The sequence below is a fragment of the Bradyrhizobium japonicum USDA 6 genome (genome assembly GCF_000284375.1).
Classification (GTDB): Bacteria; Pseudomonadota; Alphaproteobacteria; order Rhizobiales; family Xanthobacteraceae; genus Bradyrhizobium; species Bradyrhizobium japonicum.
The window spans coordinates 4780748-4802352 of record NC_017249.1; the positions used below are offsets into that span (position 1 = coordinate 4780748).

Genomic DNA, 21605 nt, shown 5'->3' on the forward strand with positions numbered 1-21605 from the left:
GATCATGAGCTCAGCGAAATTCGACATCGTCGTCTACGGCGCGACCGGTTTCACCGGCCAGCTCGTCGCCGAATATCTGACTCAGCACTACAAGAGCGACCACACGCTCAAATGGGCGATGGCGGGCCGCAGCCTCGGCAAGCTCAAGTCGGTACGCGATGCGATCGGCGCGCCCGGGAATACGCCGCTGATTGTCGCGGACGCGTCGGACGCGGCCTCGCTGAAGGCGATGGCGGAGCAGACGATGTCGGTGATCACCACCGTCGGCCCGTATCAGCTCTATGGCGAGGAACTGCTCGCGGCCTGCGTCGCCACCGGCACCGATTATTTCGATCTCTGCGGCGAACCGATCTGGATGCGGCAGATGATCGACAAATACGAGGCGGCCGCCAAAGAGAGCGGCGCGCGTATCGTGTTCTCATGCGGATTCGATTCCGTGCCGTTCGAGCTCGGTGCGTTCTTCGTGCAGGAAGAGGCCAAGCGCGTGTTCGGCGCTCCGGCCTCGCGTGTGAAAGGCCGCGTGCGCGACATGCGCGGCACGCTCTCGGGCGGCACCGCGGCGAGCGCCAAGGCGACCTTCGATGCGGTCGCAAAGGACATCAGCCTGATCGCGATCCTGAACGATCCGTTCGCGTTGACGCCGGGCTTCACCGGCCCGAAGCAGCCGAAGGGCAACAGGTCGCTGCTCGAGGAGGACCTGCAGTCCTGGGCCGCGCCGTTCATGATGGCGCTGATCAACACGCGCAACGTCCATCGCTCCAACATGCTGATGGGCTTTCCCTATGGTCAGGACTTCGTCTACGACGAGATGGTTCTGACGGGGCCCGGCGAGAAGGGCGAAGCCAACGCGCAGCGCGTGGTGGCCGCCAACGCCGAGAAGACCGGTCCGAACGCGCCGAAGCCGGGCGAGGGGCCGTCGAAGGAAGAGCGGGAGAACGGCCGCTTCGACCTGCTCTATGTCGCGATCGCGCCCGACGGCCGCATGGTTCGCGCCGGCGTCACCGGCGACCGCGATCCCGGCTACGGCTCGACCTCGAAGATGATCTCCGAATGCGCGATGTGCCTGTTGCGCGATGTGACAGACGTCCCGGCGGGATTCTGGACGCCGGGCGCGGCGATGCAGCACAAGCTGATCAAGCGCCTGCGGGACAATGCTGGGCTGACGTTCGGAGTGGAAGCGTAAGGTCCGTGTCCGCGAAGTTCGACATCGTCGTTTACGGCGCGACCGGATACACTGGCCAGCTCGTCGCCGAATATCTCGCTGCAAGCTACGCCGGTGACGGCGCGCCGACATGGGCGATGGCCGGGCGGACCAGGGACAAGCTCGCCTCCGTTCGCGATGCGATCGGCGCCCCCGCGGACACGCCGCTGATCGTGGCGGACGCAGCCGACCCTGCGTCGTTGCGCGCGATGGTCGATCAGGCGAAGCTGGTCATAACCACTGTCGGTCCCTACCAGCTCTACGGTTCCGATCTGCTTGCCGCCTGCGTCGCGTCGGGCACCGACTACATGGATCTCTGCGGCGAGCCGATCTGGCTGAAGCAGATGATCGACAAGCATGAGGCGGCAGCCAGGGCGAGCGGCGCGCGCTTCATGTTCTCCTGCGGCTTCGATTCCATCCCGTTCGAGCTCGGTGCGTTCTTCGTGCAGGAGGAAGCCCGGCGCGTATTCGGAGCGCCAGTGCCGCGCGTCAAGGGGCGCGTCCGCGACCTCAGCTGGAAGTTCTCCGGCGGCACCTCGGCGAGCGCGAGGGTCACCTTCGAAGCTGTCGCGCAGGATCTCAGCCTGGTGTCGATCCTCAAGGACCCCTTCGCATTCACGCCCGGCTTCGAGGGGCCGAAACAGCCGCGCGGCAACAAGCCTATTTTCGAGCAAGACCTGCAATCCTGGTCCGCCCCGTTTGCTATGGCGACGCTGAACACGCGCAACGTCCATCGCTCCAACATGCTGATGGGATTCCCGTATGGCCGGGATTTCGTCTACGACGAGATGGTGCTGACGGGGACGGGGGACGAAGGGCAGGCCAACGCGAAGCTCGTCATGGCCGCCAACAGCGAAAAGACCGGCCCCAAAGCGCTCAAGCCCGGCGAGGGGCCGTCGAAGAAAGAGCGCGATGACGGTCATTACGACCTGCTCTATGTCGCGATCGCGCCCGACGGCCGTCAGGTGCGCGCGGCGGTGAAGGGCGATCTCGATCCGGGCTATGCCTCAACGGCGAAGATGGTCTCCGAATGCGCGATCTGCCTGCTGCGCGACACGCCTGATGTCCCGGCCGGTCTCTGGACGCCGGGCGCAGCGATGCAGCACAAGCTGATCAAGCGGCTGGTCGATCACGCCGGGCTGAGGTTTGAGATCGAAACCCAGGCGTAGCTTCCGTAGGGTGGGCAAAGCGAAGCGTGCCCACGCCTTTTTTGCTATCACGGAGAGATGGTGGGCACGGCGCTTTGCGCCTTTGCCCACCCTACGGCAGCGGAGGCCTATGCCGCCCGCGCATCATACGCGTACATGAACTCCATGCTCCTCGATCCCAGCGGCAACAGCCATTTCATCATCTGATTGCGGACCCATGCGCCGGTGGCGCTGAACTCGCGCTTGCTGTTGCCGTTGCGGCGGGCCATCGCGACGATCCTTTCCGTGCGCGGCCGCCGCTCGGCCTCGAAGGCCTGGAAGGTTGCGCCGAGCTCCTGGCCCTCCTGCATCAGCCGCGCGAGCCGCATCGCATCCTCGAGCGCGAGCGAAGCGCCCTGGCCGGCGTGGGGGCTGGTCGCATGCGCGGCGTCGCCGATCAGCAGCGAGCGCTTGCGCGACCAGGTCGGCAAGGTTGCGACGTCGAGCGTGTCGGTGACGACGATGTTCTCGGCCGCGTCGATGATGTCGGGGATCGGATCGTGCCAGCCGTGATGGAAGCCGCGCAGATGCTGCTTGAGCGTCGCGTGGTCGAGCGCGCGGAACATCGCCGCGTCCATGCCGTGCGCGGGCTGCGTGCTCCACCACATCACGCCGTCGTTCGGATCCGGGCTGCAATAGCCATAGCCGAAGAACCCGCTCTTGCCGAACGTGGTCTCGACGTGCCGGCCGATCGGCCTGCCATCGAGGACGGCGTGCGGCACGAAGCCGCCGAACCCGATCAGTCCTGTGTCGAACGGTTGCGGACCGTCCGGTACGACCTGGCGGCGCACGACCGAGTGCACGCCGTCGGCGCCGATCAGGAAGTCACCTTCGGCCGTGGTGCCGTCGGAGAAGTAGGCGATGATCGGCTGGTCGCCGCGGTCCTCGATCTTGATCAGGCGCTTCTCGAAATAAAGCGAGACGCAAGCGCACCAGGCCTTGTCGATCAGGATTTCGTTCAGCGTGGCGCGGCAGACGTTCACGGCCGGCTGGCCGAAGCGCCGCGCCATGTCGCGGTTGATCGAGCCGAGCCGTTCGCCGCTCTGCGAATAGAAGTCGAAGGATTCGGCGATCGAGCCGCGGCTGATCAGCTCGTTCGCGAGCCCGATCTCGTCCAGCACATGCATGCCGTTCGGTGCGATCTGGAGGCCGCCGCCGATGCCTTTCGAATAGGGCCAGGCCTCGTAGATCGCGGATTCGATGCCGGCGCGGCGCAACAGGATTGCGGCGACAGGGCCGGCGATACCGGCGCCGATGATCAGGGCTTTGCGGGGACGGTTGGACATGGCTTGCTCCCGACGTTTCCGTGGTGCTAGGAGAAATTACGGTTGCTAAATCTCTTAGTAGCTAAGATATATATCGACTAAGATATGAGGTCGGCCTTGTCAAGGACGAAGGCGCGCGCGGCGCTGTTGCAGGAGCTCGAGGAGGCGATGCGGCGATCGTCCGCACAGGGCGTGCTCTATGGCCAAACGGTTGCGAACGTTGCCGGAATTGCCAACTCCGACCTCGAATGCATGGACATCCTGTACCTGGAGGGCCGCGTCACCGCGGGCCGGCTTGCCGAGGTCACGGGGCTGACGACGGGCGCCATCACCGGCGTGGTGGACCGACTCGAGAAGGCCGGGCTGGTGCGCCGCGAACGGGACGAGAAGGACCGCCGCAAGGTCTTCATTTCCGTCGTGCCCGAGACGGCGATGAAGATCGGCCGGCTCTACGTGCCGATGCAGCAGGCGATGGAGAAGGTGTTTGGTGCCTATTCCGACGAAGAGCTGCGCCTGCTGCTGCGCTTCGCGACCGAGGGCTACAAGGGTGTGCTCGCCGCAACCGAGGCGCTGAAGGGCCTGCTCGATACGCCGCCGGAAAAGCGGCCGGATCTCAAGCTCAAGAAGCTTCGTCGCTAGAGCGTTTTCGAGCGAAGTGGATACCGGTTCGGGTCAAGAAAACGCGTCAAAACAGAACGCCAGACATTACCGTTCCGATTCCATCGGAACGGTATTGTCCTTGACCTTGTAAGCCTGCGCGGCCGCGATCATGCCCCACATCGCGCCCAGCATCATCCAGAAGTGCCGCCAGTGGTCGGTGTCGATCACAAAACTCTCGCCGACGGTGCCGACGAAGGCGGAGAAGATCACGAGATAAGCGCGCTGCCAGGGTACACGAACGAAAATGTGCCGGAAGCCCATAATCACCGTGGTGAAGACCAGCGCGGGATAGCACACGCCGGAGAGCCAGCCGCCGGACATGAAGGCGTTGAGGTAGGAGTTGTGGGTGTCCTCGGGGAAGTAGCGGTGGAATTGCAGGGGGCCGATGCCGAATGGCAGGTCGAGCGCCATCTCCGCGCCGAGGATGTGCCGGCCGAACCGGCCGAAGCGGCCTTCGTCATAGCTCTGGTCGAAGCTCGCGCGCTGCTTGAACATCTCGGCAGTGGAATCGAACGACAGCAGCACCGCGATCAGCGCGAGGCCCAGCACCGCGGCGACGATCGCCATGACGACGATGCGCGAGCGCTGCGCGTTGGTGCGGCTGGTCAGCACCATCAGCGCCAGCATGAAGGCGGAGGTCAGCACCAATCCGCCCCAGGCGGCGCGGGAGAACGCGAGCAGGATCGCCAGCGACATGATGCCGAAGGCGATGACGTTGCGGAACGCCTTGGCCAACTTGTCGGAGACCACGCTCTGGAGCGCGAACAGCGCCGGCAGGATCAGGAAGGCGCCGAGCACGTTCGGGTCCTTGAACGTGCCGCGCGCGCGCCCGTAGAGTGTGAGGAGATCGTCTCCGCCGGGAACCAGATGGAAGTAGCCGGCGACCGCAGACAGCGAGGCGACCATCGCGCCGACCACGAGGCCGCGGCGAAGCATGTCGAGCCGGGCCGCGGTATCTTCCGAGGTGACCATCGCGAAGAACACGACGGTAACCGCCATGTACCAGGAGGTCGCAATCCAGCTCGCCACCTCGAACTGTTCGAACAGAGGGACCGCGCTGATCGTGTAGCCGACGTTGAGCAGGACCAGCATCAGGATCAGCGGCATCAGCACGAGCCGCAGGCGCAGGCCGGTCGCGAAGAAGGTGACGGCGGCGAGCAGCGTCACGATCTCGTAGGGACTCGGCTCGATGAAGACGATGGCGCCGGAAGCGCCGACCAGCCACACCAGCGCGCGCTGGATGGCCAGCACGCCGGGCGCAGCCGGCGCGGCTAATTTCACTCCACCGGCTGTCGCCGCATACGCCATCAAATGCTCATACGCTTACGCAACTTGTACGCCACAAACACGGCGGTCATCGCCCGGCTTGACCGGGCGATCCAGTACTCCGCGGCGCCTATTGCGGAAAGCGGCTGACGCCGCGGAGTACTGGATGCCCCGCCTTCGCGGGGCATGACGGAAGGACTCAACTCAATACGCGTTCTCGTTTTTGGTCAGCAGCGAGACCGGCGTCTTCAGGAGAATGACGAGGTCGAACAGCACCGACCAGTTTTCGATGTAGTAGAGGTCGAATTCGACGCGCTTCTGGATCTTCTCTTCATTGTCGATCTCGCCGCGCCAGCCGTTGATCTGGGCCCAGCCGGTGATGCCGGGCTTGACGCGGTGACGAGCGAAATAGCCGTCGACGGCTTCGTCGAACAGGCGGCTCTGGAGCTTGCCCTGCACCGCGTGCGGACGCGGGCCGACCAGGGACAAATTGCCTGAGAACACCACGTTGAAGAGCTGCGGCAACTCGTCGAGGCTGGTCTTGCGGATGAAGCGGCCGACGCGGGTGACGCGCGGATCGTTCTTGGTCACGACCTTGGAGGCGGTCGGGTCGGCCTGATGGTGGTACATCGAGCGGAACTTGTAGACGTCGATACGCTCGTTGTTGAAGCCGAAGCGCTTCTGACGGAACAGCGCCGGGCCGGGGCTGTCGAGCTTCACAGCCAGCGCCACCAGTCCCATCACCGGCAGGGCTGCGAGCAGCGCGAGGCCGCCGACGATACGGTCGAACAGCCACTTCATCACCAGGTCCCAGTCGGTGATCGGCGCCTCGAACACGTCGAGCGTCGGCACCTCGCCGAGATAGGAATAGGAGCGGGGACGGAAACGCAGCTTGTTGGTGTGCGCGGAGAGGCGGATGTCGACCGGCAGCACCCAGAGCTTCTTCAGCATCTCCAGGATGCGCGTCTCCGCCGAGATCGGCAGCGCGAACAGCACGAGGTCGACGCGGGTGCGGCGGGCGAATTCGACGATGTCGTCGACTTTGCCGAGCTTGCGCGCGCCGGCGCAGGTGTCGAGCGCGCGACTGTCGTTGCGGTCGTCGAACACGCCGAGCACGTGGATGTCGGAATCCTCCTGGGCATTCAGCGCCTCGACCAGTTGCTCGCCGTTGCTATCGGAGCCGACGACGATGGTGCGGCGGTCGAGCCGGCCCTGGCGTGCCCAGGCGCGCACCAGCGAGCGCAGCACCAGACGTTGGGAGATGAGCGCGGCGAGCCCGAGGAAGTAGAAGGCGGCAAGCCACAGCCGCGACATTTCGCTGCCGAACTTGGCGAAGAAGGATACGCCGATGAACAGCAGGAAGACGAACGACCAGGAGGAGATCATCCGCGTCATCTGCCGGAGCTGGCCGCGGAACAGCTGCACCTGATAGATGTCGGCGGCCTGGAAGCAGACCACGGCGGCGACCGCGACGGCGATGATCTCTGCGGGATAAACCCAGCTGAAGGAGCCGGCGAGCGGCATGACATAGCCGACATAGAGCGCGATGCCGACGAGGCTCAGCAGCGCGAAATCGGCCAGGCGGACGAATCCGGTGATCACGATCGGCGAATAGGCGCGGGCGACCTTCTGGTTGACGACGTCGAGCGCGGCGGGCGAGAGCCGGCGACGGCGTTCCACAAAGGGTTGATCAGCCGGCTTCGTCGCGGCGCCTGTCGCGGCGTCGAGCATCGAGCGTGCGTTGAGCGGTTCCACGGGCGTCCACGTCCATTCCAAAAAACCCGCGGGTCGCAGCGTTGCGCCCCGGGCGAGCATCCCCTGGCAGGTCGATTATCGGACAAATCGGAAGATTCTCTAAAGCGGCCTTAAGGATGGTTAATGATTGGCAAATGCGTCGCGATAACCCGCGAGCACGCCGTCAACCATCGCCTGCTGGGAGAAGTGCGCGGAGATGCGCTCGCGCAGGGCGGATGCGCGCTGCGCGGTCGCCTGCGGATCGTCGAGTGCGGCCGCGATCGCTTCCGCCATGGCCTCGGCGTTGCTCGCCGCAAACAGCGCCGGGCTGTCAGGCCCGAAGATCTCGGGGATGCCGCCGACGCGGGCCGCGATCATGGGAATGCCGGCCGCACCGGCCTCGATCACGACATAGGGCATGGAATCGCCGCGCGAGGGCACGACCAGCAGCCGCCCCTTGGAGAAGCCGTAACGCGCCTTGACGTGACCGATGAAGCGGATGGCGCTGGAGAGACCGAGCTTCTCGACCTGCGCCTTCAGCGCCGCCGTCTCCTCGCCGTCGCCGCCGAGCGTGAGCGTGACCTTCTTGCCGCCTTCGTGCAGGCGTGCCACCGCATCGACCAGCAAATCCGCGCCCTTGATGTGCCTGAACTCGCCGACATAGGCGAGATCGGTGGCATCGTCGGCGATGCCAACAGGCTCGAACTCTTCCGGCGTCACGCCATTGAAGACGCAATGCACCACGCCCTTGGGCGTGCCGACGATGCGCTGATAGGTGTCGCGCGCAAACGCGCTCTCGAACAGGAACAGGTCCGTCGCGTCCATCAGCGTGCGTTCGAGCCGCGCGTAAAACTCGCCCTTGAAGGTGTTGAGGGGATAGTGCAGCGAGCCGCCATGCGGGGTGTAGATGCGGATGGTGTCGTCGGATCGCCGCCGCATGCGGACGAAGGCGCCAGCCTTGGCTCCGTGGCCGTGCATGACGTCGGGCTTGAGCGCGGCGATCAGGCGCCGCATCCGCAGCCACACCAGAAAATCGTCAGGCGACGGTTCGCGGCGGATCGCCAGCCGGTGCACGCCGAGCTTCAGTCGCGGCGCGAGTTCGGCCAGCGCCTTGTCCGCGCGCTCGCCGCCGGTGAGGCTGTCGGCGAGAATCCCGACGTGATGACCGCGATCGACCTGACCGTTGGCGAGATCGAGGATGTGGCGGAAGATGCCGCCCACGGGAGCGCGCACGGCGTGCAGGATGCGGAGCGGCCGGTCGGGAGAGGGGGGCATGATCAGAACCAGCGCTCGACGGCGAATGCTCGAACAATTCTCGAAATATCGAGATGGATTAAGAGCCCTCGTGGTTAACAAACGGTGTCGGCGCCGTTCGTGCCGGCCGCGGCAGGGCGCGATTAACCCAGCAGCAACCTTAATGGAGTGTAATCGCCCCGGTTGAGGTAGAGTCGCAGCGTTGCCCTGCGGGAGTGTTCGATGCGTTTAGGGTTCTGGCGTGCCGGCAAGGACAAGGCGGTGGTCGAGCGGGCTATTTCGAAGCCCACAGCCGAAGCCATGGTCGTCGAAGCCGCGCCCAAGGTCGAAGCCAAGCCTGCATCCGTTGCTCCGAAGCAGGCACCAGTCGAATCCGGCGACATCGATCTCCATGCGCTCGGCGCCGCACTGGCCCGCAAGCGCGGCTGGATCATCGTGCCGACGGTGCTGGCCCTGGTCGCCTCCGTCGCTGCCGTCAACCTGGTGACGCCGCGTTACAAGTCGGAATCCCGCATCCTGATCGACGGCCGCGAGAACGTGTTCCTGCGGCCGAGCAGCGACCGCAGCACCGAAGAGCGGCAGTCGCTCGATCCCGAGGCGGTGACCAGCCAGGTGCAGCTCGTGCTGTCGCGCGATCTCGCGCGCGAGATCATCAAAAAGAACAAGCTCGCGGAACGCCCCGAATTCGATCCGGTGCTGCAAGGCATTTCGCCGCTGAAGTCGCTCGCGGCGCTGATCGGCATCGGCCGCGATCCGTTCTCGATGACGCCGGAAGAGCGGGTGCTGGATGCCTATTACGAGCGGCTCCAGGCCTACGCCGTCGACAAGTCGCGCGTGATCGTGGTCGAATTCCAGTCCGCCGATCCCGACCTTGCCGCGCGCGTCGCTAATTCGATCGCCGACGGCTATCTCGTGCTCCAGCAGAATGCGCGCCAGGACCAGGCCCGCAGCGCCAGCCAGTGGCTTTCCGGCGAAATCGAAAATCTGCGCAAGAAGGTTTCCGACGCCGAAGCCAAGGTCGAGGACTTCCGCTCCAAGTCGTCGCTGTTCGTCGGCACCAACAACACCACGCTCTCGAACCAGCAGATGGGCGAGGTCAATACCCAGCTCAACAACGCACGCTCGATGAAGGCGGATGCTGAATCCAGGGCGCGGCTGATCAAGGAGATGCTTCAGAGCGGTAAGCCGATCGAAGCGTCCGAGGTGGTGAACTCCGAACTGATGCGGCGGCTGTCCGAGCAGCGGGTGACGTTGCGGGCGCAGCTCGCCGAACAATCATCGACGCTGCTCGGCAATCACCCGCGGATCAAGGAGCTGAAGGCGCAGCTTGGTGACCTCGACAATCAAATTCGCGACGAAGCGGCCAAGATCTCGCGCTCGCTCGAAAGCGATGCGCGGATCGCCAGTGGCCGGGTGGACGGCCTGACGGCGAGCCTCGAGCAGCTCAAGAAGCAGGCGACCTCGACCAACGGTCAGGACGTCCAGCTCCGCGCGCTCGAGCGCGAAGCCAAGGCCCAGCGCGACCTGCTCGAGACGTATCTTGGGAAGTATCGCGAGGCCAGCACCCGCGAGAGCATCGATACGGCGCCGGCGGAGGGCCGCATCATCTCGCGCGCCATCGTCTCGAATACGCCGGCCTATCCGAAGAAGCTGCCGATCGTGCTGATCGCGACGATCGCGACGCTGCTGCTCTCGTCCGGCGTCGTCGTCACCGGTGAGCTGCTGCGCCAGACCGCGCCGCGCGCGGTGGCCGTGTTCACGCAGGCGCCGGTGCGCCAAGAGCCGGTGGTCGAGCCGGTCGTCCAGCCGATGGCCGAACCGATGCCCGACCCGGTTGTGGAGGACCTCGCGCCGCTTCAGCCCGAGATGACGGCCGATGCCGACGTCACCGAATTCGCCGAGATCGAGCATCTCGCCGACAGCCTGCGAACTGCGGGACCGGCGGCGAAGAAGGTCACGGTGCTCGGCACCGCGGCCGGCGAAGCCATCACGCTGTCGACGCTGACGCTGGCCCGGCACCTGGCGCGCGATGCGCGCGTCGTTGTGGTCGATCTCGCCGCATCCTCGCCGACCATCGCCGCGGTGTCCGTCGATGCTTCGGCTCCCGGTCTCGCCGAGCTGATGCAGGGCGAGGCCTCGTTCGCGCAAATCATCACCCGGGACAAGCTCTCGCGGCTGCACCTGGTCATGGCCGGCCGTCCCGGCTTCGACCGCAGCCTGCTGCAATCGCCGCGGGTGACGCTCGCGATCGATGCGCTGCTCCGCGCCTACGACCACGTGCTGGTGGATGCCGGGAGCGCCTCGGACCTTCCGGCCGAACTCCTGACGGCGCATGCCCGCGCCGTCGTGGTGCCCGATGCCTCGATGGCCGCCGATGCGCGCACGCTGATGTGCGAGCAGCTGAAGGCGGTCGGCTTCAGCGAGGTGACGATGCTGAGCAGGCCGGTGCAGCCGTCTAATGCGGTGGAGACGCCGCGGGTCGTGGCGGCGTAGGCGAGGGCGCGGGCTCAGCCTATCGTTCAGTTGGACGCGACATCGGTGCTGCCTCTTACCCTACTGTCGATTGTGGAGGGACCGTCACCCCACCCCGTCGCGCATTGCGCTGCGCTCCATGCAGAACGACCCACGAGCGAGCTACGCTCGTCTCGGACCCCTCCAGGGGAGGGTAAGGGACAGCTCCGCGAGTGGTTCGATATTCGGAGAAGGGTTCGCCTACCCGAACGCCTGTCGCAGCCGCCGCGCTAGATCGAACAGCATCTGGTTCTGCTTCACCAGCCGTTTGCCGTGGCTCAGCGAGGACATCGCCATCGCCGCGAGTTTTCCGCGCGCGGTCAGGGGCACGAAACTATCGAAAATGTCGTCGTCGTCCTTGCAGAACATGCGCTTGTAATCGTCCGAGCCGATGCCGAGATCGAGCGAGCGGTAGCCGCGTTCGGCGTAGCGGTCGATGATGTAGCGCATCAGGATCAGCCCGGGGCTGTAACGGGCGTGCTCGGACATCGTGTAGGTGTTGAACATCATCGAGAAGCGCTGGCCGTCGGCGACGCCGGCGAAGATCGCGATCACCTCGTCGTCGCATTCGAGCGCATGGATGTCGATGACGCGGCCTTCGCCGCGCGGCGACAGGCATGCGCTGCGGATGAACGCTTCGACGCCGGGCTCGGCAAAGACGTTGGGCAGTTTCTGTTCGGCCATCCGCGCCGGCTTGACCCGGAAGAACCAGTCGAGCAGGCGGGTGACGTCCGCATCCGTGGTGGCGAGGTGATAGCGATAGCCGGCAAGCGCCTGGAGCTTCTTTTCCTTGCTCTTGAGCCGGCGGCGAAAGGAGTTGCTGATCCGTGATGCGGGCGGCCCGCCCGGCTCCATCGCCAGGAGGGGGCAGCCGTTGATCGCACTCTGCCGCGGCAGTTGCGCGAACGGGTTGTGCTGGTCGTGCCAGCGCAGCGGCTGCTGCGTCAGCGCGAGCACGTCGGCATGCTCGCGTACCGTCTCAAGCAGCGCGTCGAGATCGGCGATGGCGACCTCTGCTGCGAACTCGGCGTTCCACAAGCCCATGTTGAAGGTGGTGTGCTTGCCGCCCATGAAGCAGGCCGTGCGCACGCCGTGGCCTTGCCGCAGTGACAGTGGCAGCAGCAGGAGCGGCTGGCGCTCGGCGTCGCGGGCAATGACGATGAAGGGGCTGGCGCCTTCGTGGCTGCCAACCAGCCGCTGCCATGGGCTGAGCAGGTCGAAGCGCTGGTAGGGTGTGAAGAGGTGGCCGCTCTCTTCGAACGCGCGCCAGACCGTCTCGGCCTCGGCCAGATCGGTGACGATATCGACATGCGCGATACGGCTCGCTTTCGACCGCGCTGGCGATTCTGCCGTCCGGCTTTGCATCGCCGCAGCCATGGTCATTCACGAAACCTGTCGAGAAACGAAAAATTTGCGTATTTCGGCCTGTGGCCGACCTTTGCAAAGAAATGTCAACAAAGGGTAATGACAATCAGGCGAACGCGAAGGTGGGATATTGGCATCCGACGACAGATGGCTGGAGCGGTTGAGGCTCGAGCTGGCCTGGTTCACCGGTCAGGCTGTGCTGCGCAGCCGCGGCGCCGGCGCGATCCTGCGGTTTCGGCACGTGCGGCCGCGGCGGCGCGGCGCGTTTCAGCCGCTGCGTGAAAGCGAGATCAGTCCGCAATTTCTCGATCGCGCCATTGGTGCGCTGAAGCAGTGGGGATATGACTTCCTCGGCATGGACGACGTCTGCCGCCGCGCGGTGACGCTGCCGGAGAAGCGGCGCTTCGTGGCGCTCACCTTCGACGGCGCCAACAAGGACCTGATCAGCTTCGCCTATCCGGTGCTGGCGCGCCACGCCGTGCCGTTCACGATCTATGTGCCCACCGCGTTTCCCGATGGAGTCGGAGAGGCCTGGTGGCTCGGGCTCGAGCGGATAATCGCGCGCGAGAGCCGCATCAACCTGATGATGGGCGAGAAAGAGCAGCGCTTCACCGTCACAGGCAACGCCGAGAAGCAGGCGGTGTTTTCGTTCGTCGAAAGCTGGCTGCGTTCGTTGCCGCCGGTGGATGTGTCGGCTGCGATCGCCGATCTCTGCGCGCGCTACCGGATCGACCTCGCTGCGCTCTCGCGCGAAGCGTCGATGGATTGGGATGATCTGGCAAGGCTTGCGGCGGATCCGCTGGTCACCGTCGGCAGCGCGACCGTGAACTATCCCGTTCTCGCCAACATGAAGGACGTCGCCGCGTTACGCGAGATGACGATGGGCAAAGCGGTCGCGGAAGCGGCCTTCGACCGCGAGATCAGGCATCTGGCCTTTCCGTTCGGCGATCGCTCGTCTTTCCGGCGCAGCCACGTCGTCATGGCGGAGGAGGCCGGCTTTGCCAGCGCCGTCTCGACCATCCCGGGCATCGTGGATGCGGAGGGGCGCACCAATCTGCGCGCACTGCCGCGGATTTCCTGGGACGGCCGGATGAGATCACTGCGCATGCTGCGCGTGCTGATGTCCGGTGTTGCCTTCGCGCCGGTGAAACCGACCGGCAGCGTTACGAATTAAGATTTGACCCGATCCGGCCGCTGCATCCAGCTCACGATCGGCATCGCTGGCAGCACCCAGCCCATGCCGACCACCACGTAGTAGATCGCCTGCCGCCAGCCGGATTCGGCGATCCACGGCATCTGCGCCAGCGCCATGCCGAGCAGGGCCCAGACGGTGGCCAGCACCAGGAGCAGGATGGCGCCGAGGAACTTGCGGGTGCGGATCGTCATGGCGGAATGCTGCGGCCTTCGCGTAACTTGCGCTGCGGGAGCGGGGGACTATAAGGGGCACGCAGTCCGGTTCAAGTCTCTTTGCAACAAGGCTTGGTTTTGCCCCTGAAATGACGACGATTTTCGCTCCGACGAACCCGCATCGCGCCGTGCGCTGGTGGTTGATTTCCGTGGCCGCCCTGATCGCGCTGATGGTGCTGGTCGGCGGCGCGACGCGGCTGACGGAATCCGGCCTCTCGATCGTCGAATGGAAGCCGGTCACGGGCAGCGTGCCGCCGCTGTCGGAGGCGCAGTGGACCGACGCCTTCGAGGCCTACAAGAAGATTCCGCAATACCGCGAGCTCAATGCGGGCATGAGCCTGTCCGAGTTCAAGGAGATTTTCTGGTGGGAATGGAGCCACCGCTTTCTCGGTCGCTTCATCGGCGTGGCCTATCTCTTGCCGTTCCTGTTCTTCCTGTGGCGCGGCGGCCTGTCGGGTGAGTTGAAACGGCGGTTGTGGCTGCTGTTCGCGCTCGGCGGACTCCAAGGCGCCGTCGGCTGGTGGATGGTGGCCTCGGGTCTCACCGAACGGGTCGAGGTTTCGCAATATCGGCTGGCGACGCATCTGATGCTGGCGCTGCTGATCTTCGCCGGCATCGTCTGGACGGTCCGGCGGCTCAAGGAGCGGCCGCAAACTGCAGCGCCTGCACGGCTGAGATTCACGAGCGTGCTGCTGCTCATCGTGACCTTCGTCCAGATCTATTTCGGCGCGCTGGTCGCGGGTCTGCGCGCCGGGCGTGCCTACAACACCTGGCCGCAGATCGACGGCGCGTTCATTCCCGCAGGCGACCGGCTCTGGTTCGAGACGCCGTGGTGGCGCAACATGTTCGACAACGTGCTGACGGTGCAGTTCGAGCACCGCATGACGGCCTATGCGCTGTTCGTGCTGGCGGCGCTGCATGCGCTCGATGCGGTGCGCTCGCGCACGGCGGCCGGCGGTGCGCTCTGGTTGTTCGCCGCGGTCAGCCTGCAGGCTGTGCTCGGGATCCTCACGCTGCTCAACCAGGTGCCGATCGATCTCGCGCTTTCGCACCAGGCGGTTGCGATCGTGGTGCTCACGCTTGCAGTGATGCAGGTGGAGCGGCTGGCCTCGCGACAATCTGCACAGGCGCAGCCGCGCGCCGTTCCGGTCGGTCAGGCCGGCTGATCAGGTCAGCAATAGCCGTAGACGCCGCAGGCGTAGGGCAGGCGCCAGAAATAGCCGACCTGCGGTCCGCCGTAGTATGGGCCTTGATAATCGTAATCCCAGGGGCGTCCGTAATAGCCCGGCAACGTGTTGGAGCCGGGCAGCAGCGGCGTGCCCGGCAGGTTGCGGATGTAGCTTCCGATGCCGTAGGCCGGCGAGATCAGCGCATCCGGATCCGTCTCGACATAGACCCTCGGCGGCTCCTGCGGCGGCACGGCAGCGCGCCGTCTCGCTGTGGCCGGCAGATCGGCGGCAGCGGCAGCTGAGACCGTCAGCATGGCGGCGAGGGCAGGTACCATCCAGCGCAGCATCGTCGGCTCCGAATCAAAGGGGCGATCCAAGGACGATTTATGCGGCAGATATGGTTAATGACTGTTAATTGACTGCGGCCAAAACGGTCGCCGTCGTTCCGGGGCGGTCCGACAGGACCGAACCCGGAATCTCGAGATTCCCCGGTGCGCAATTGCGCACCTGAGGTCTGGTCCTTCGGACCAGACCCGGAATGACGATGGCAGTTACGCCCCCAGCGCCTGCTCCAGATCTGCGATCAGATCTTCCTTGTCCTCGATGCCGATCGAGAGCCGCACCACGTCGGGGCCGGCGCCGGACTTCACCTTGGCGGCGTCGTCGAGCTGGCTGTGCGTCGTCGAGGCCGGGTGGATGACCAGCGAGCGGGTGTCGCCGACATTGGCCAGGTGCGAGAACAGCTGCAGTTTCGACACCAGGCTGACGCCGGCGTCATACCCGCCCTTCAGGCTGAAGGTGAACACGGCGCCCGCGCCCTTCGGCGCGTATTTGCGCGCAAGCTGGTTGTATTTGTCGCTGGCAAGCCCGGCATAGCTCACCGAGGCCACCGCCGGATGGCCCACGAGGAATTCTGCAACGGCCTTGGCGTTGTCGCAGTGCTTCTGCATGCGGAGCGGCAGCGTCTCGATGCCGGTCAGGATCATGAAGGCGTTGAACGGCGACAGCGCCGGTCCGAGGTCGCGCAGGCCCAGCACGCGGCAGGCGATCGCGAATGCGAAATTGCCAAAGGTCTCCTGGAGGCGGATGCCGTGATATTCGGGCCGCGGCTCCGACAGCATCGGATATTTGCCGCCGGTGGACCAGTCGAACGTGCCGGCATCGACGATGATGCCGCCGAGCGAATTGCCGTGGCCGCCGAGGAATTTCGTCAGCGAGTGCACGACGATGTCGGCGCCATGGTCGATCGGGCGGATCAGGTAGGGCGAGGCCAGCGTGTTGTCGACGATCAGCGGCACGCCCGCCTTGCGCGCCACCGTCGAGATCGCCTCGATGTCGGTGATGCTGCCGCCGGGATTGGCGATCGACTCGATGAAGATGGCCTTCGTGCGCGGCGTCACCGCGCGCTCGAAGCTCGCGATGTCATCGGAATCGGCCCACACCACGTTCCAGCCGAAGCTCTTGAACGCATGCGTGAACTGGTTGATCGAGCCGCCATAAAGCTTGCGCGCGGCGATGAACTCGTCGCCGGGCTGGAGCAATTGCTGCAGCACCACGACCTGTGCGGCGTGGCCCGAGGCGACAGCAAGCGCGGCGGTGCCGCCTTCGAGTGCGGCAACACGCTCTTCCAGCACCGCGTTGGTGGGGTTGCCGATGCGGGTGTAGATGTTGCCGAATGCCTGCAGACCGAACAGCGAGGCGGCGTGGTCGGCGTCGTTGAAGACGAAAGAGGTGGTTTGATAAATCGGGGTCGCGCGCGCACCGGTGGTGGGATCGGGCTGTGCTCCGGCATGCACGGCGAGGGTTGAAAATCCCGGAAGGCGATCGCTCATTGAGGGCGTCCTGTTCTTGTGATCTGAAATCGCGCGGCATGCTGATCGGCGACGCGCCCGCGGTCAAGGCGCCGCGTCACATCGGAACGATCGTGCTACGCGTTGTCGCGTGAGCGAAATGAATCCTTCGCGATTGCGTCAGCTTTGTTCGCTCTTGTTTTTGGCGGCGCGATCCGATGCCGCGGTGTCGCCGCCGCCGACACTCATCCGATTGATGGATAGCCGCATGCCTTGCGTCGGCGCCGGCGGCCGTTTGGAGCTCAGGGTGCGTGAATTGACGCCCATCCAGGAGATCTCCGACGACAAGCGGCCATATTCGATCTTGGGGCAGCGGTTCATCACGACCTTGATACCGACCGATTCCGCTTTCGCCGCTGCCGCGTCGTCGCGCGCGCCGAGCTGCATCCAGATCACCTTCGGCAGCGGATCGAGCGTGAGCGCTTCTTCGACCACCGGCATGATGTGGCTGGAGTTGCGAAAGATGTCGATCATGTCGACAGGGCGCCCGATGTCGGAGAGCGAGGCGACAAACGGCTTTCCGAGCAGATCCTTGCCGACATGGCCGGGATTGACCGGGATCATGTCATAGCCGCGCTGCGCCAGATATTTGAACGCAAAATAGCTCGGCCGCACATTGACCGGCGAGGCGCCGACCATCGCGATCGACTTCACGCTGTTGAGGATGCCGCGGATGTAATTGTCGGGATAGGCGTCGTGGTTCATCTTTTTCTTTCGTTCGTCATTCCGGGGCGATGCGCAGCATCGAACCCGGAATCTCGAGATTCCGGGTTCGGCTCTACGAGCCGCCCCGGAATGACGGTGTAACAAATTCAGTCATTCATCCCGCCATGTCGGCGTGCGCTTCTCGATGAAGGCGCCGATGCCTTCCTCGGCGTCGCGCGCCATCATGTTCTCGGTCATCACCTCTGCCGCATAGCGATAGGCGTCCGCAAGGCTCATCTCGGCCTGGCGGTAGAACGCTTCCTTGCCGAGCTTGACGGTGTAGGCCGACTTCAGCGCGACCTGTTCGGCGAGGGCAATCGCGGCCTCGCGCTCGGTGCCGGCTGCAACCACGCGGTTGATGAGCCCGATCTCGCGGGCGCGCGTGGCCGGGACCGGCTCGCCGGTCAGCAGCATTTCCATCGCCTGCTTGCGCGGCACGTTCCGCGACAGCGCCACCATCGGCGTGGAGCAGAACAGCCCGATATCGACGCCCGGCGTGGCGAAGCTCGCCGCTTCCGAGGCGATCGCGAGGTCGCAGCTTGCCACGAGCTGGCAGCCGGCCGCGGTCGCGATGCCCTGGACGGCGGCGACCACGGGCTTCGGCAAGTGCACGACCGCCTGCATCATCGCGCTGCAGGCGTTCATCATCTCCGCAAAGAAGGCGCGGCCGCGATCCGGGTCAGTGCGGCGCGCGGTCAGTTCCTTCATGTCGTGGCCGGCGGAGAAGGCGCGGCCGTTGGCTGCGATCACCACGCCGCGGACCGCCTTGTCGTCGCGGATCTCATTGAGCTCGGCATGCAGGCTTGCGATCATCGCCTGCGACAGGCTGTTGCGCGCGGCCGGGCGGTTCAGCGTCAGGACCGCGATGGGGCCTATGGTCTCGCGCAGGAGGATCGGCGGTTGCGGGGAAGGGGCGCGGGCGGCCTGGGCGGACATCGGAGCGTTTCCGGTTGGATTCTTGCAATTGGATGACGCAGATAACTTAATGTAACAGGGGATGTGAAGCGAGGGTGAGGCGAAGCATGGCGTTAGCGAAAATGAGCGTGGCGGAGGTCGAGCAGTTTCTTCGTGACGAGTTTCCCCAGGCCTTCAGCGGCGATGACATCACGATCGAGAGCGCCGACGGCCAGACCTGCCTTTTGCGCCAGCGCTACAGCGAAAGGATGCTGCGGCCGGGTGGAACCGTGTCCGGCCCGACGCTGATGGCACTGGCCGATTTCGCGATGTACGTGGTGTTGCTGTCCGCGATCGGGCCGATCGGGCTCGCGGTCACCACCAATCTCAACATCAACTTCCTGCGCAAGGGCCAGCCCGGCCAGGATGTGCTGGCGGAGGCACGGCTGCTCAAGCTCGGCAAGCGCCTGGCGGTCGGTGAGGTGAAGCTGCTGTCCGGCACCTCGCCCGATCCGATCGCCCATGTCACCTCGACCTATTCCATTCCAAATATTTGAGCTTTTTGCAGGTAATATAGCACCTTAATTTTAAGATATTGATTTTGCTATTGTAATTAACCCCCTGGGGCATTGACCGTTGCGCGTCTCTTCTCTAGAAAACCGCCAGTCCGACGCGGTGTTCGCGTCGATGTCTCCCCGTCCACGGAAACTCCGATATGAAAACCTTTTCGGCAAAGCCGGCTGAGGTGACGAAGAAGTGGGTACTGATCGACGCCAAGGGTCTGGTCGTCGGCCGTCTCGCCACCATCGTCGCCATGCGCCTGCGCGGCAAGCACCTCCCGACCTACACCCCGCACGTTGATTGCGGCGACAACGTCATCATCATCAACGCACAGCATGCGGTCCTCACCGGTCGCAAGCGCGAGCAGAAGACCTACTACAAGCACACCGGTTACGTCGGCCACGTCAAGGAGCGCACCGCGCGCCAGATCCTCGAGGGCAAGCATCCCGAGCGCGTGCTCGAGAAGGCCGTCGAGCGCATGATCCCGCGTGGTCCGCTCGGTCGCGTCCAGATGGGCAACCTCCGCGTCTATGGCGGCGCCGATCATCCGCACGAGGCCCAGACGCCCGAGAAGATCGACATCGCCAAGTTGAACCGCAAGAACACGAGGGCCGCATAACATGGCCGAATCCATCCAGTCGCTCGACCAGCTCTCGCAGCTCAAGACGGCGGCGGCGCCCGACGCGCCCAAGCACGAGAAGAAGGTCGACAAGTTCAACCGCGCCTACGCCACCGGCAAGCGCAAGGACGCGGTCGCCCGTGTCTGGATCAAGCCGGGCGCCGGCAAGGTCACGGTTAACTCGCGCGAGGTCGAGGTCTATTTCGCCCGTCCCGTGCTGCGCATGATGATCGAGCAGCCGTTCTCCGTGGCCGCGCGTTCCGGCCAGTACGACGTGATCTGCACGGTCGCCGGCGGCGGTCTGTCCGGCCAGGCCGGTGCCGTCCGTCACGGCATCTCCAAGGCGCTCACCTATTTCGAGCCGGAGCTGCGCACCGTGCTCAAGAAGGGCGGCTTCCTCACCCGCGACTCCCGCGTGGTGGAGCGCAAGAAGTACGGCAAGGCCAAGGCCCGCCGGTCCTTCCAGTTCTCGAAGCGTTAATCGCTTCGGTCACATTCGCCGCGAAAGCGGCTTCAATGAGATGCAAAAGGGCGCTGATTTCAGCGCCCTTTTTGTTGTTCGTTTGTATGCAAATTGATGGCGTGTTTCAGGAAAACTTGGCCTCGCGTGAAAACCTGAATGGAACTCGCGGGACATAGCGTCGCATCTGGAAGGGCGCGCAAGTCGGCTGGGCCGATCGCGTAACTGCTATGTCTAGAAGGGGGCCGACATGATGTCGCTCGATAGCATCACGCTCTATTTGGTCGCCACCATGGTTGCCGCACTGCTCGGCGCCATGATGGTGTTTTTCGGCAGGCAGGAAAACAGTCCTGCGCTGAAATGGTGGGGCACCGCGTATCTCCTGGGCGCGGCCTCGGTCGCGCTATGGACCGCGGCCGGCGACAAGCTTGGGTCGCACCTCTATCTCGCGTTAAACGCGGTCGGCTTCGTTGCCTGCGGCATGGTGTGGAATGCGGCGCGCGTTTTCCACGGCCGCAAGCCGAATTGGCCGGGCCTGCTCGTCGGCGCGCTCGCCTGGGTCGCCGCCGTCTCGCTGCTCGATCCTTCGGCCTCGATGCTGCGCATGATCGTCGGCGCCGGAATTGTTTCGGTCTATGCGGCACTGACCGCGAGCGAGCTCTGGGTCGAGCGGCGCAAGAGCCTGCAACGGCGCTGGCCGGCCTTCGTGGTGCCGGTGATGCACGGCTGCGTGCTGATGCTGCCGATCGTGCTCGGCAGCTTCCTGCGTCCGAACGATGCCGGCTTCTCCGGCAGCATCTGGGTCACGGTGTTTGCGGTCGAGCTCATCCTCTACGCCGTCGGCACCGTGTTCGTGATCTTCATGCTGGTGTCGGAACGCACGGTGACGGCGCACCGGACCGCCGCGTCCACCGATCCCCTGACCGGCATGCTCAACCGCCGCGGCTTCTCGGAAGCCTGCGGGCGCGTGATCGAGCGCGAAGCCAAGGCCGGCCGTCCCGTGACCGTGATGATCTTCGACATCGACCATTTCAAGTCGATCAATGACCGCTTCGGCCATCCCGCCGGCGACGAGATGCTCAAACTGTTCTCGACCGTCGTCGTCAGCAACCTGCGCATGACCGACATGTCGGGCCGCATCGGCGGCGAGGAGTTCGCCGCGCTGCTGCCGTGTTCGCTGGAGGAGGGTGTGCTGGTTGCCGAGCGCGTGCGCGAGGCGTTCGAGACCTCCGGCGTCGTGGTCGACGAAGGCCCGGTCGACACCACCGTCAGCATCGGCGTCGCCGGCGGTCCGGCCGGCACCGAGCTCGAGGTGCTGCTGGCCTCGGCCGATACCGCACTCTACCAGGCCAAGCGCGGTGGCCGTAACCGGGTCGAGGCGGCGGAGGAACTGCCGCTGTCGCTGGAGAACTGGCGCCGCCAGAGCGCGGCGCGGGTCGGTGCGCCGCAGGCGCGTCCGGCCACCGTCTGAGCCGGAGCAAGCCTTGCGGTAATCCG

20 protein-coding genes are annotated in these 21605 nt (G+C 65.1%); 10 read left to right on the top strand and 10 right to left on the bottom strand.

Features of this window, described 5'->3' with window-relative positions:
- The first annotated feature begins 4 nt into the window (after positions 1-4).
- Positions 5-1183, top strand: a complete 1179-nt coding sequence (locus tag BJ6T_RS22640; RefSeq protein ID WP_014494800.1) for a saccharopine dehydrogenase family protein — start codon at positions 5-7, stop codon at positions 1181-1183.
- 5 nt (positions 1184-1188) lie between these two features.
- Positions 1189-2370, top strand: a complete 1182-nt coding sequence (locus tag BJ6T_RS22645) for a saccharopine dehydrogenase family protein (RefSeq protein WP_014494801.1) — start codon at positions 1189-1191, stop codon at positions 2368-2370.
- Positions 2371-2477: 107 nt separating this feature from the next.
- On the opposite strand, the gene BJ6T_RS22650 is transcribed toward BJ6T_RS22645, so the two are convergent.
- The gene (locus tag BJ6T_RS22650; RefSeq protein ID WP_014494802.1) at positions 2478-3674 is read right to left on the bottom strand and encodes an FAD-dependent monooxygenase; all 1197 of its coding nucleotides are present in this window, start codon (positions 3672-3674) and stop codon (positions 2478-2480) included.
- 147 nt (positions 3675-3821) lie between these two features.
- Here BJ6T_RS22650 and BJ6T_RS22655 point away from each other — a divergent pair, with 147 nt between their 5' ends.
- On the top strand, positions 3822-4292 hold the full coding sequence (locus tag BJ6T_RS22655) for a MarR family transcriptional regulator (RefSeq protein ID WP_014494803.1): 471 nt from the start codon (positions 3822-3824) through the stop codon (positions 4290-4292).
- 66 nt (positions 4293-4358) lie between these two features.
- On the opposite strand, the gene BJ6T_RS22660 is transcribed toward BJ6T_RS22655, so the two are convergent.
- From BJ6T_RS22660 to BJ6T_RS22670, 3 genes are all read right to left on the bottom strand, one after another.
- Positions 4359-5621, bottom strand: coding sequence for an O-antigen ligase family protein (locus BJ6T_RS22660; RefSeq protein ID WP_014494804.1), 1263 nt, complete (start codon positions 5619-5621; stop codon positions 4359-4361).
- A gap of 162 nt (positions 5622-5783) precedes the next feature.
- Positions 5784-7334 carry an undecaprenyl-phosphate glucose phosphotransferase gene (locus tag BJ6T_RS22665; RefSeq protein ID WP_028170224.1) on the bottom strand — a complete coding sequence of 517 codons (1551 nt, stop codon included), beginning with the start codon at positions 7332-7334 and terminating at the stop codon, positions 5784-5786.
- A 120-nt stretch (positions 7335-7454) separates the two neighbouring features.
- Complete coding sequence (locus BJ6T_RS22670) at positions 7455-8588, bottom strand: glycosyltransferase family 4 protein (RefSeq protein WP_014494806.1); 1134 nt, start codon at positions 8586-8588, stop codon at positions 7455-7457.
- 201 nt (positions 8589-8789) lie between these two features.
- Here BJ6T_RS22670 and BJ6T_RS22675 point away from each other — a divergent pair, with 201 nt between their 5' ends.
- The gene (locus BJ6T_RS22675) at positions 8790-11060 is read left to right on the top strand and encodes a GumC family protein (protein WP_014494807.1); all 2271 of its coding nucleotides are present in this window, start codon (positions 8790-8792) and stop codon (positions 11058-11060) included.
- A gap of 219 nt (positions 11061-11279) precedes the next feature.
- Here the strand turns inward: BJ6T_RS22675 and BJ6T_RS22680 are convergent, their stop codons facing one another.
- Positions 11280-12461 (bottom strand): GNAT family N-acetyltransferase, encoded by a 1182-nt coding sequence (locus BJ6T_RS22680; protein ID WP_014494808.1) that lies wholly within the window; start codon positions 12459-12461, stop codon positions 11280-11282.
- Positions 12462-12573: 112 nt separating this feature from the next.
- Between BJ6T_RS22680 and BJ6T_RS22685 the strand changes: the two genes are divergently transcribed.
- Positions 12574-13617 (top strand): polysaccharide deacetylase family protein, encoded by a 1044-nt coding sequence (locus tag BJ6T_RS22685; protein ID WP_014494809.1) that lies wholly within the window; start codon positions 12574-12576, stop codon positions 13615-13617.
- On the opposite strand, the gene BJ6T_RS22690 is transcribed toward BJ6T_RS22685, so the two are convergent.
- Entirely contained in the window at positions 13614-13829 is a 216-nt protein-coding gene (locus tag BJ6T_RS22690; RefSeq protein ID WP_014494810.1) for a DUF2842 domain-containing protein, read from the bottom strand. The two genes, BJ6T_RS22685 and BJ6T_RS22690, sit on opposite strands and share 4 nt — an antisense overlap.
- 110 nt (positions 13830-13939) lie before the next feature.
- On the opposite strand from BJ6T_RS22690, the gene BJ6T_RS22695 reads away from it, so the two are divergent.
- Complete coding sequence (locus BJ6T_RS22695) at positions 13940-15016, top strand: COX15/CtaA family protein (RefSeq protein ID WP_014494811.1); 1077 nt, start codon at positions 13940-13942, stop codon at positions 15014-15016.
- A gap of 5 nt (positions 15017-15021) precedes the next feature.
- Here the strand turns inward: BJ6T_RS22695 and BJ6T_RS22700 are convergent, their stop codons facing one another.
- The 4 genes from BJ6T_RS22700 to BJ6T_RS22715 form a co-directional block, all read right to left on the bottom strand.
- Positions 15022-15366 carry a hypothetical protein gene (locus BJ6T_RS22700; protein ID WP_014494812.1) on the bottom strand — a complete coding sequence of 115 codons (345 nt, stop codon included), beginning with the start codon at positions 15364-15366 and terminating at the stop codon, positions 15022-15024.
- A 204-nt stretch (positions 15367-15570) separates the two neighbouring features.
- Entirely contained in the window at positions 15571-16851 is a 1281-nt protein-coding gene (locus BJ6T_RS22705; protein WP_014494813.1) for an O-acetylhomoserine aminocarboxypropyltransferase, read from the bottom strand.
- A gap of 138 nt (positions 16852-16989) precedes the next feature.
- The gene (locus BJ6T_RS22710) at positions 16990-17574 is read right to left on the bottom strand and encodes a CoA-binding protein (protein WP_014494814.1); all 585 of its coding nucleotides are present in this window, start codon (positions 17572-17574) and stop codon (positions 16990-16992) included.
- A 111-nt stretch (positions 17575-17685) separates the two neighbouring features.
- The gene (locus BJ6T_RS22715; protein WP_014494815.1) at positions 17686-18510 is read right to left on the bottom strand and encodes an enoyl-CoA hydratase; all 825 of its coding nucleotides are present in this window, start codon (positions 18508-18510) and stop codon (positions 17686-17688) included.
- A gap of 86 nt (positions 18511-18596) precedes the next feature.
- On the opposite strand from BJ6T_RS22715, the gene BJ6T_RS22720 reads away from it, so the two are divergent.
- From BJ6T_RS22720 to BJ6T_RS22735, 4 genes are all read left to right on the top strand, one after another.
- A complete protein-coding gene (locus tag BJ6T_RS22720) occupies positions 18597-19025 on the top strand; it encodes a PaaI family thioesterase (RefSeq protein WP_014494816.1) in 429 nt (142 codons plus the stop codon).
- Between the two features lie 158 nt (positions 19026-19183).
- The gene (rplM, locus tag BJ6T_RS22725; RefSeq protein WP_008137961.1) at positions 19184-19648 is read left to right on the top strand and encodes a 50S ribosomal protein L13; all 465 of its coding nucleotides are present in this window, start codon (positions 19184-19186) and stop codon (positions 19646-19648) included.
- 1 nt (position 19649) lies between these two features.
- Complete coding sequence (gene rpsI / locus BJ6T_RS22730; RefSeq protein ID WP_007611021.1) at positions 19650-20129, top strand: 30S ribosomal protein S9; 480 nt, start codon at positions 19650-19652, stop codon at positions 20127-20129.
- A gap of 229 nt (positions 20130-20358) precedes the next feature.
- On the top strand, positions 20359-21579 hold the full coding sequence (locus BJ6T_RS22735) for a GGDEF domain-containing protein (protein ID WP_014494817.1): 1221 nt from the start codon (positions 20359-20361) through the stop codon (positions 21577-21579).
- Positions 21580-21605: the final 26 nt, after the last annotated feature.

Excerpts from the sequence above, each read along its gene's own strand:
- BJ6T_RS22640 (WP_014494800.1), top strand. The coding sequence starts at position 5 with ATGAGCTCAGCGAAATTCGACATCGTCGTCTACGGCGCGACCGGTTTC.
- BJ6T_RS22650 (WP_014494802.1), bottom strand. The coding sequence starts at position 3,674 with ATGTCCAACCGTCCCCGCAAAGCCCTGATCATCGGCGCCGGTATCGCC.
- BJ6T_RS22655 (WP_014494803.1), top strand. The coding sequence starts at position 3,822 with ATGCGGCGATCGTCCGCACAGGGCGTGCTCTATGGCCAAACGGTTGCG.
- BJ6T_RS22660 (WP_014494804.1), bottom strand. The coding sequence starts at position 5,621 with ATGGCGTATGCGGCGACAGCCGGTGGAGTGAAATTAGCCGCGCCGGCT.
- BJ6T_RS22670 (WP_014494806.1), bottom strand. The coding sequence starts at position 8,588 with ATGCCCCCCTCTCCCGACCGGCCGCTCCGCATCCTGCACGCCGTGCGC.
- BJ6T_RS22675 (WP_014494807.1), top strand. The coding sequence starts at position 8,790 with ATGCGTTTAGGGTTCTGGCGTGCCGGCAAGGACAAGGCGGTGGTCGAG.
- BJ6T_RS22680 (WP_014494808.1), bottom strand. The coding sequence starts at position 12,461 with ATGACCATGGCTGCGGCGATGCAAAGCCGGACGGCAGAATCGCCAGCG.
- BJ6T_RS22690 (WP_014494810.1), bottom strand. The coding sequence starts at position 13,829 with ATGACGATCCGCACCCGCAAGTTCCTCGGCGCCATCCTGCTCCTGGTG.
- BJ6T_RS22695 (WP_014494811.1), top strand. The coding sequence starts at position 13,940 with ATGACGACGATTTTCGCTCCGACGAACCCGCATCGCGCCGTGCGCTGG.
- BJ6T_RS22700 (WP_014494812.1), bottom strand. The coding sequence starts at position 15,366 with ATGCTGCGCTGGATGGTACCTGCCCTCGCCGCCATGCTGACGGTCTCA.
- BJ6T_RS22705 (WP_014494813.1), bottom strand. The coding sequence starts at position 16,851 with ATGAGCGATCGCCTTCCGGGATTTTCAACCCTCGCCGTGCATGCCGGA.
- BJ6T_RS22710 (WP_014494814.1), bottom strand. The coding sequence starts at position 17,574 with ATGAACCACGACGCCTATCCCGACAATTACATCCGCGGCATCCTCAAC.
- BJ6T_RS22715 (WP_014494815.1), bottom strand. The coding sequence starts at position 18,510 with ATGTCCGCCCAGGCCGCCCGCGCCCCTTCCCCGCAACCGCCGATCCTC.
- BJ6T_RS22720 (WP_014494816.1), top strand. The coding sequence starts at position 18,597 with ATGGCGTTAGCGAAAATGAGCGTGGCGGAGGTCGAGCAGTTTCTTCGT.
- rplM (WP_008137961.1), top strand. The coding sequence starts at position 19,184 with ATGAAAACCTTTTCGGCAAAGCCGGCTGAGGTGACGAAGAAGTGGGTA.
- rpsI (WP_007611021.1), top strand. The coding sequence starts at position 19,650 with ATGGCCGAATCCATCCAGTCGCTCGACCAGCTCTCGCAGCTCAAGACG.
- BJ6T_RS22735 (WP_014494817.1), top strand. The coding sequence starts at position 20,359 with ATGATGTCGCTCGATAGCATCACGCTCTATTTGGTCGCCACCATGGTT.